The sequence below is a fragment of the Nostoc sp. S13 genome (assembly GCF_029379315.1).
In the GTDB taxonomy this organism is placed as follows: domain Bacteria; phylum Cyanobacteriota; class Cyanobacteriia; order Cyanobacteriales; family Nostocaceae; genus Nostoc.
Map to the genome: position 1 here is coordinate 21,392 of NZ_JAQYWQ010000091.1, position 8,427 is coordinate 29,818.

An 8,427-nucleotide genomic window follows, 5' to 3' on the forward strand; every position below is an offset into this window, starting at 1 on the left:
TTCATACTTGTTTGACACAACGTGTATCTTTCCCCGCTACCTGACAATTTACAAAGGTAATTTTTTTATCGATAATCTCCTGCTTCACTTTGAAAACATTTTGTTTCACTGTTTCCGGCACTAATGCCCCAAAATTACCTAAATTTAATATATCTGCTCTTTCTAAACCTATAGAATATATTTGTCCTTTGAGTTGTTTTTCTTTAGCAAGTTCTGCTATATAGGCTATTGCTATATCCAACCTTTTTACTGCACTTGTCAATACTGCTTTTGGTGCAATATCCAACTGGTCTTTTGTATTACCAAAAGCATAAACTGCTTTATCACTAGCAGTTTGTAAAACTGTGGGTGAAGCACTATCTAACCATTGATAAATTACATCGACGCCTGAAGCAATTAAGGCAAGTGTAGCTTCTTTTGCCTTAGCAACATCATTCCAATTCCCTGTAAACGTTGAAACAATTTGAATATTGGGTTTTACTGATTTTGCCCCTAATTCAAATCCTCGTAGTTCTTCTTGCGTAGCCAGAAATTCTTGCCCAGCAATATAAGCTAATTTATTAGATTTAGTAATCGCCGCGCCAATAATTCCACATAAATAACTACCTTGCAAGTGATCTATTCGCAAAGAGGCAATATTTTCTCCCTGGGAATTACCATTTACACCCACAAAAAATGTATTCTTAAATTGTGCAGCGACTTGTTCTATAGCTGCATCAAATTGTCCTCCGTGGGCGAATACAAGACTATAACCCTTGCGGGCAAAGTCTGTTAATACTTCCGTTTGATCTGCTTGGGCGACTTGTTCCAGATATGCAACTTCTGCACCCAGCTTTTGTTTAGCAAGGGTTAAGCCTTCGTAACCAGACTGATTCCAAGCTTTATCAGTGATGACTCCAGGGAGTGCGATCGCTATTTTAAAACCTTCCTCACTACTACTAACCCTTGCTATCTTGCTTTTATTACTACTGCAAGCTTTCAGCAATAGGCTAGTAGCAAAAGTAGCTGAACCATACAAAACAAATTTACGTCTGCTAAAATTTAGTATCATCTACTGCTTTTCGATATCTAGTCATTATAGTTATTAAGTTTATCAGTTATTGCCTCCAAATGAAAGACCGTTATGAGCATGGTTTTAGGTTTGTTTATTCTGTTACTGAGCAAATTACTATTTGTCATTAAATAGAGACAAAAAAGTTAAATTAGTATGGACTAGTTTGATGAAATAATTGTTTATTTCAAAAAGTTATCAAATTAATGACTCTAAATCTTTTTGAAGACAACAAGAAAACGTTGCGGAAAGTGAGCGAGTTAAAAAATGTAGGATCTTGCCGTTGCGAGATTACGTGCGGCAATCCCAGGATTTTGATGATGTACATCATGATGAATTATTGCTTGAATCACCGTTTTGCCAAAAATTCGCTCTCCCCATATTTCAAGAATACTGGGAAGTTTAATCTCAAATGTCCCGTATTTTCCTTTTTAGTGATGCACAAGACGAAAAAACACTATATCTCCTAGCCCATACACAATTCGCAGAAATAACCAAAACCAAAAAAATTTTTGTCCCCCTAAGAATATCAATATCCCTAAAATCAATAGCTTGATGAGCAAATCTACTCCTAGCTGAAAATTAAATCCATTTAATTGTACTGAACGAATAAAACTTTGTTCTGGCGCACTCAAGGCGTTTAAAATAACAACAAATAAATTCCCTCGAATATGATAAGCATCTGGATCTGATTCTGTTGTTGGAGTCCGATGATGAGAAAGATGAATTTCCCCGATTTGTGGGTAACTTAGTGTCAAAATAGAAAGGGGAATAGGACTAATAGCCAAACAGCTAATTATCCTGTTTATCTGTTTGTCGCTTTTTACATGAATAAGTTCATGTACGCTAATAATCCAACGAGGCAGTGTAACGGCAACAATCGCAAATAAAATCCAACTAGAAATAAAATCAGCTACAAATAAACCATAAGCCGCCACTAGGATTAGAGCAGCTACAGCACAATGACGCAGATATTGACTGACATCATTATCGCTAGTCATGTACTCTATTGGACATTTTTTGGTGTTTTTGACCATTGTATCTGTAAAATGCAGTTATGCTTTTGGCATTTTACACTAGGCTGAATTTAAGATATCAGCAGAATCTTCTGTTTCCTAGCTGGCTCAAAGAATTGATTCATTTTCTTGATCACAATCTGCTTTGGCAGGATCATCATTCCAATATTCTCTCAAAAATCTCAAAGGGAAGAAATCAAGAGGTACGCGAGATGCGAACAGCCGAAACGATACTTCGGATTTTAAATGTTGGATTTGTTGCGCCCACAAGGAGGAGCCACTGTATAAAGACGGGTTAAGAGGCATAAAGGAGCCAGCCGTGTAAGCGAGTTTCCCGACTTGAGCAGACTGGCGTCAAGTGCCGTTGGGACATGAACCGAAATAATTTTTAATCTAAAATCTCAAATCTCAAATCTAAAATTGGCACAGTCAAAAAAAGTGCAGGCAGATGAAAAATATGGCTGAACATCTATTTCATGACCAACTGAGTTTAGAGGAACAAACTGAAAAACTCGGAAAGCAAGCAGTAAGCTTGGGTTTGATTCCAAGCTTTGTGGTACATTACTTTCCCGATACCTGGGTATTTTATATACCTAATGAAAGTCAATCAGAGGCGCTGACACCTGAAGAGGCATACTTTCGTTTAAAGCAACTAGTTAAACAGTAAATATTTTGACGACAGATTTTTGAAATAACGGCTAGGCACTGTAATTGTTAAGTAACAGTAGTTATGGATTACCGATGAGAATAACCACAATCAAAGCGCTGAGTTCGATAAGATACCAATAACGTTTCGTAATCGCGTGACTGCCGATGGGTCTAGCGGGTTTAAGACAGAAGCAGAACGCTATCACATTAGACATCTGGTGAAATTAAATATGCGTTATCTAGAACCCTTGTAGAGACACGAAATTTCGCGTCTCTACATTCTTTTTCGGAGATGTCTATTATCCAGGTTTGACAACGAAATCCCCAACAATCTGATACTACGATTCTCCAGTTCAATAAAACCGAGAGAGCGAACTTTACTTTATTACTGCTCTGAAGAAATAGTTCGCGGGAAAAAATAACCACTACCTCTTGCTGTCAAAATAAATTCTGGGTCGTTGGGGTTGGATTCTATCTTTGTCCGCAATCGTGAGATATGCACATCTACCACACGGGTGTCTGTATTCAGCCCTGGTACAAAACCCCACACTTGCTGTAACATTTCTAATCGCGAAAAAACTTTTCCAGAATGATTCACTAACAACTCTAGTAAGCTAAACTCCACACCTGTCAGCCGAATACGCTGATCATTTTTGTGAACTTGCCGCTTATTTATATCGATTTTGAGATTGCCGACATGGATTATCCCAGAGTTAGGAATAATATTGATATTAGTTTTATGAAACGATCGCCTTAGTAAGCAAGCAATTCGGGCTTCTAGTTCCTTGGGAGAAAAAGGTTTAGTCATGTAGTCATCAGCACCTAGTTCTAGCCCCGTGATTCGGTCTGCTACATCTGCCAAAGCTGTGAGCATGATGATTGGTACATCTGACTCTTTCCGTAATTCTTGACAGACACCGTAACCATCTAGCTTTGGCATCATCACATCCAAAACTATTAAGTCAAAAGTTTCTCGGCGAAAAACTGACAAAGCTTCTTCGCCATCCTTTGCTTGGACTACATTGTAGCCAATCATCTCTAGTCGCGTCTGTAAAATCCGGCGGATGCTGGCTTCGTCATCTACTACCAGGATTTTTCCTTTATGAATTGACAAGTTTCTCAACCTCCTTCACGGCGAGAACTTTTAACTTTCCATTATCAGGCTTTAATGGTCTAAAACACAAAACTACCTTGGACTAGCTGCAAAATCGTAATAAAACCGGACTCTCCTAAAGCATCTGCCCGAAAAAGAGATTTGTATACAATTGATAAATTCTTCAGGAAGTGATTCGTTTTTTATACAACTTCTATATTTATTTTTTTCCAGGCTTCTAGCTCAAAAAAATCGCTGTGATCGTATCTGTTCCCTTGCTGCTAGGCAGTCTTTGTACCCGCAGCGATTGCTTTGGATGGGGAAAAGCTATACCAGCTATGTTCTCGTTTTCCCCTTAATTCTCAATGTCAGGGTAAAGTAGCTTTCATTAAGGCTTTGTTACCAAGTGCAATAGCAACGTCAGATGGGCACAAAAATTGGACGGATCAGATTTTGATGAGGGCTATGGCATCTAAATCTGCGGTAGCGATGTAACTTATCAACCCAATTCGGGTGACACCATTTGTCAGCTTGGTGTTGGCGATCGCTTCTGAAGCCCCAACACAGTGCAAAAGAAAATTTAGTCCCAACCACTACATATCTATTATGAGCAACATCAACAACAACGTCCTGTGGGCGCAGCAATTGGGCGGCACTGCGTTTGACGCAGGCTGGGGCATCGCGGCCGATGCTTCAGGCAACACCTACGTGATGGGAGATTTTTCAGATACCGTCACCTTTGCCAACACCAGCCTTACCAGTGGAGGCGGTAATGATTCTTTCATTGCCAAGCTTGACAGCAGTGGCAACGTCCTATGGGCACAAAAATTGGGTGGTAGCTCGTACAACACATCTAGCGGCATTACCGTCGATAGTGCAGGCAACAGCTACGCCACAGGATTTTTCATTCGCTCCCGATTCCTTGGTTAGTCGAACATCAGCGTTCTATGGGCTTGGTTAAAGCTGTTCGTCAACGACACCGACGCAACGCCGCCAGGTCGCTTGACATCTGGGCTGAAGCTTTAACTTGACACCAATGGCTTTCCGGCCCACCCCACAAGAAGTAATTGAGTATTTTTTTATTTGTCAGTCCCGTTAGTCTAAAATTGTCGCACTTTGTTATTGTTCTTGCAACAACTACATCTACTCGCATGGGTATTTATAAAACTTCACTCCCTTGGGATGAAGGTAAAACATTATTAACTTATCAACAATTCATCACATAAAATTTTGGACTCTGGCTGTGCTATTAGATATCAACACGCCGGAAATATATTAGGAAGAACTGCATAATCTTGGCTTGCAACAGATTATAGCATGAGTTAAGCCGTTAAACATTTAACTTGCATATTACTTGGAAGTAAAACTCTTGTGAGGTGAGCCGGAAAGGCTGCCCTGGTTATGCAAATTAAAAGTACATTAGCTTAAGTCAATAACAAGATTCCCATCTTCTCTAATAAGTTGGGAATCAGAGCCTTTCGATTACTCTTTCGGAAACCCGGTCATTTACCCTAACTGTCTAATCAGTAGGGAGCATTCCAATTTTGCCAGAAGATGTTTGTGATTGCGATCGCAATGATAATTTATAACCTGGGTTTGATATAACTTACACATTTGTGATGCTCCTAAGCAGTAGTTAACAGCTTGAGTTTCAAGCATTCTATCAGTATTTGCCGATATTAAGATAGAACCATCCAGAATGTTATTAATTTTTTATATATAACAAGTCAAGAAGTTGTTACTTTTAAGCAGCATAATCAATCTCGTCACATTTGCGTCATGAATTTGTCATAGGTTTGTCAAACAAATGTGCAACTCTGAGCGTGAATATATCTATTCATTTGTATCAGGTAGGATCACCTGCCTTTTACTTATCTTTAATTTTTTCTCTTTACCTCACCACGGATTTCAGAGGCTTTATTAATTTCCTCGGAATATATCGTTTTAGAACCTTAACCTGTGTATGCCAGAGAGTTTTTGAGGGCTTTATTTATCAAAATAAGCACAAGTCAAACAAAAGTCTTGCCTCAATTAAGAGTCTGTGGGATAATGCAAAACTAATACTAATGAAATTACGGAAGCGAGTAAGTTATATTTAGGATTTTTTGGTTTTATATAATACAAGCCAATGAATCAACGGATTATTTGCTTCTAGAGAAACAACTAAATTAAGCCCAGGTATTTCAGAAGCAGGAAATTGTAAACCTAGCACAATCGAATTGAGTTGGTGAGTTTATTCAGTAAAGTATCATGGACATACAAAATAATCGCTTTAGACCGATTGGTTTTGCTTTTATTCCCCTTGTGGCTTTAGTAATATTTGTGGGAATTGTTGTAGTCAGAAAGATCCAAATAAAACTACTTTGGGATACTGTCGAAGTTGCTCAAGAACAAAAAGACAGTACAGCAAGAATTGAAGCGCTGGAAAAACTGGTTAAAACTGATAATACCCTGAATAATATTCCATTGAAGGATGTCGATTTCTCCAGTGTCAACCTTGAAGATGCCGACCTTAAAGAAGCCGACCTCAATAGTGCCAACCTCAGCAGTGCCAAGCTGGAACGTGCCAATCTTAAAGAAGCCGACCTCAAAAGTGCCGACCTCAGCAATGCCAACCTAACCAGTGCCAACCTCGGCAATGCCAACCTAACCAGTGCCAACCTCAGCAGTGCCAATCTAACCAGTGTCAACCTCAGAGATGCCCACCTTCAAGGTGCTAACCTCAGTAGTACCAACTTCAGTAGTGCTAACCTTCAAGGTGCTAACCTTCAAGGTGCTAACCTTCAAGGTGCTAATATCACGAGTGCAAAACTCAACAATGCCAATCTAACCAGTGTCAACCTGGAAGGTGTGAACATCAAGAGTGCCAACCTTGAAAATGCCAACCTTGAAAATGCTAACCTTGAAGATGCCGACCTCAAGAGTACAAATCTTCAAGGTGCCAATCTTCAAGGTGCTAACCTTCAAGATACCAACCTTCAAGATGCCCAAAACTTAACTCTTCAAAAGCTCAGAACAGCTAAAAATTGGGAGAGAGCTTGCTACGACCCAGGATTTCGTAAACAACTAGGCTTACCTCCAGGAAATTCCAGCCAATGCTGACGAATTTTATTGGGCAGTCGTAATTGTCTCTGAAGACGTAATACCAAATTGAAAAATGATTGCGATATATGGATCATCCAAAAGCTTAGTCACTAACTCTTTTACAATCCAAAATCTAAAATCTAAAATCCAAAATGGTATAAGCTTTCATCGCCCAAATCAAGGTATTTCAGTAGGAGAAAGCTGCAAACCTAGTGTAATCAAGTTGAGTTTGTGAGTTTATTTAGCAAAGTATTATGGACAAAAAAAATAATCGCTTTAGGTCAATTGGTTTTGCTTCTATTCTCCTCGTGGCTTTAGTAATATTTGTGGGAACTGTTGTATATAGAAAGATAGAAATAAAACAACTTTTGGATAGTGTCGAAGCTCTTCAAGGACAGAAAGATAGTACAGCAAGAATTGAAGCGCTGGAAAAACTAGTTAAGGCTGATAACAGCCTGAACAATATTTCATTGAATGATGCCAACCTTGAAGGTGCCAACCTTGAAGATGCCAATTTCTCCAGTGCTAGCCTTGAAGATGTCAATTTCTCCGGTGCCAACCTTAAAGGTGCCGAGCTTAAGAGTGCCAAGCTCAAACGTGCTAACCTCAAACGTGCCAACCTGAATACTGCCGACCTGAATACTGCCGACCTTAAGAGTGCCAACCTCAAGAGTGCCAATCTTGAAGATGCCGACCTTAGCAGTGCCGACCTTAAGAGTGCCAACCTTAGGAGTGCCAACCTTGAAGATGCTGACCTTGAACGCGCCAACTTTGAAGGTGCCGACCTCGAACGTGCCAACCTCAAGAGTGTTGACCTCAAACAAAGTAGCCAAATGCAAGATGCCGATTTATTTGATGTCAACTTTGAAGGTGCCAATCTCAAAGCTGCCAATCTCAAAGGTGCGGACTTCTCCAGTGCCAACCTCAAGAGTGCCGACCTCGAACACGCCAACTTTGAAGGTGCCAAGCTCTCTAACGCCAATTTTGAAGGTGCCAAGCTCTCTAACGCCAATTTTGAAAATGCCAACCTTGAAGGTGCCAAGCTCTCTAACGCCAACCTTGAAAATGCCAACCTTGAAGGTGCTAACCTTGAAGGTGCCAACCTTGAAAATGTCAACCTTGAAGGTACTAACTTTGAAGGTGCCAAGCTCAAGACTGCCAATTTGAAAAGCGCTCGTCACCTAACTTTTCAAAAGTTAAAAACAGGCGAAAATTGGGATCAAGCCTGTTATAATCCAGAATTTCGCAAAGAACTGGGCTTGTCTTCAGAAAATCCAAACCAATGCTGAGTAATCAAGGTACTCGGTCGTGGCCGGCTAAAAAGTTATATATAAGGAACCATCACTCACACGACATTTTGCAACTGCCTGAGTGTCACTATCTCAGAGATGATTTGTAACCCTAATACGATAAAATACCAACCAAGCACAGTTAACACACTGCGTTCGTCGCAGACGTTGGCGCAGCCATCGCCCCACAATAGACATCTCCAGAAATTAAATATGCGTTATCTAGAACCCTTGTAGAGACGCGAA

At 40.0% G+C, this 8,427-nt stretch carries 7 protein-coding genes; 4 read left to right on the plus strand and 3 right to left on the minus strand.

Annotation, left to right across the window (positions count from 1 at the left end):
* Nucleotide 1 precedes the first annotated feature (1 nt).
* Both PUQ00_RS23650 and PUQ00_RS23655 read right to left on the minus strand, forming a co-directional pair.
* Complete coding sequence (locus PUQ00_RS23650) at nucleotides 2–1,051, minus strand: BMP family protein (protein ID WP_300421445.1); 1,050 nt, start codon at nucleotides 1,049–1,051, stop codon at nucleotides 2–4.
* 431 nt (nucleotides 1,052–1,482) lie between these two features.
* Nucleotides 1,483–2,052: a hypothetical protein gene (locus PUQ00_RS23655; RefSeq protein WP_300421447.1), complete on the minus strand. Its 570-nt coding sequence runs from the start codon at nucleotides 2,050–2,052 to the stop codon at nucleotides 1,483–1,485.
* A gap of 472 nt (nucleotides 2,053–2,524) precedes the next feature.
* Between PUQ00_RS23655 and PUQ00_RS23660 the strand changes: the two genes are divergently transcribed.
* Nucleotides 2,525–2,734, plus strand: coding sequence for a hypothetical protein (locus tag PUQ00_RS23660; protein WP_300421448.1), 210 nt, complete (start codon nucleotides 2,525–2,527; stop codon nucleotides 2,732–2,734).
* A 366-nt stretch (nucleotides 2,735–3,100) separates the two neighbouring features.
* Here the strand turns inward: PUQ00_RS23660 and rpaB are convergent, their stop codons facing one another.
* Entirely contained in the window at nucleotides 3,101–3,829 is a 729-nt protein-coding gene (gene rpaB / locus PUQ00_RS23665; protein ID WP_300421449.1) for a response regulator transcription factor RpaB, read from the minus strand.
* A gap of 492 nt (nucleotides 3,830–4,321) precedes the next feature.
* On the opposite strand from rpaB, the gene PUQ00_RS23670 reads away from it, so the two are divergent.
* The 3 genes from PUQ00_RS23670 to PUQ00_RS23680 all read left to right on the plus strand — a co-directional run bounded on the left by PUQ00_RS23670 (nucleotide 4,322) and on the right by PUQ00_RS23680 (nucleotide 8,181).
* Nucleotides 4,322–4,738 carry an SBBP repeat-containing protein gene (locus PUQ00_RS23670; protein ID WP_300421451.1) on the plus strand — a complete coding sequence of 139 codons (417 nt, stop codon included), beginning with the start codon at nucleotides 4,322–4,324 and terminating at the stop codon, nucleotides 4,736–4,738.
* A 1,320-nt stretch (nucleotides 4,739–6,058) separates the two neighbouring features.
* On the plus strand, nucleotides 6,059–6,910 hold the full coding sequence (locus PUQ00_RS23675) for a pentapeptide repeat-containing protein (RefSeq protein ID WP_300421452.1): 852 nt from the start codon (nucleotides 6,059–6,061) through the stop codon (nucleotides 6,908–6,910).
* 236 nt (nucleotides 6,911–7,146) lie between these two features.
* The gene (locus PUQ00_RS23680) at nucleotides 7,147–8,181 is read left to right on the plus strand and encodes a pentapeptide repeat-containing protein (protein WP_300421453.1); all 1,035 of its coding nucleotides are present in this window, start codon (nucleotides 7,147–7,149) and stop codon (nucleotides 8,179–8,181) included.
* Nucleotides 8,182–8,427: the final 246 nt, after the last annotated feature.

Coding starts and splice junctions, on each gene's coding strand:
- PUQ00_RS23650 (WP_300421445.1), bottom strand. CDS start 1,051: ATGATACTAAATTTTAGCAGACGTAAATTTGTTTTGTATGGTTCAGCT.
- PUQ00_RS23680 (WP_300421453.1), top strand. CDS start 7,147: ATGGACAAAAAAAATAATCGCTTTAGGTCAATTGGTTTTGCTTCTATT.
- PUQ00_RS23660 (WP_300421448.1), top strand. CDS start 2,525: ATGGCTGAACATCTATTTCATGACCAACTGAGTTTAGAGGAACAAACT.
- PUQ00_RS23675 (WP_300421452.1), top strand. CDS start 6,059: ATGGACATACAAAATAATCGCTTTAGACCGATTGGTTTTGCTTTTATT.
- PUQ00_RS23655 (WP_300421447.1), bottom strand. CDS start 2,052: ATGACTAGCGATAATGATGTCAGTCAATATCTGCGTCATTGTGCTGTA.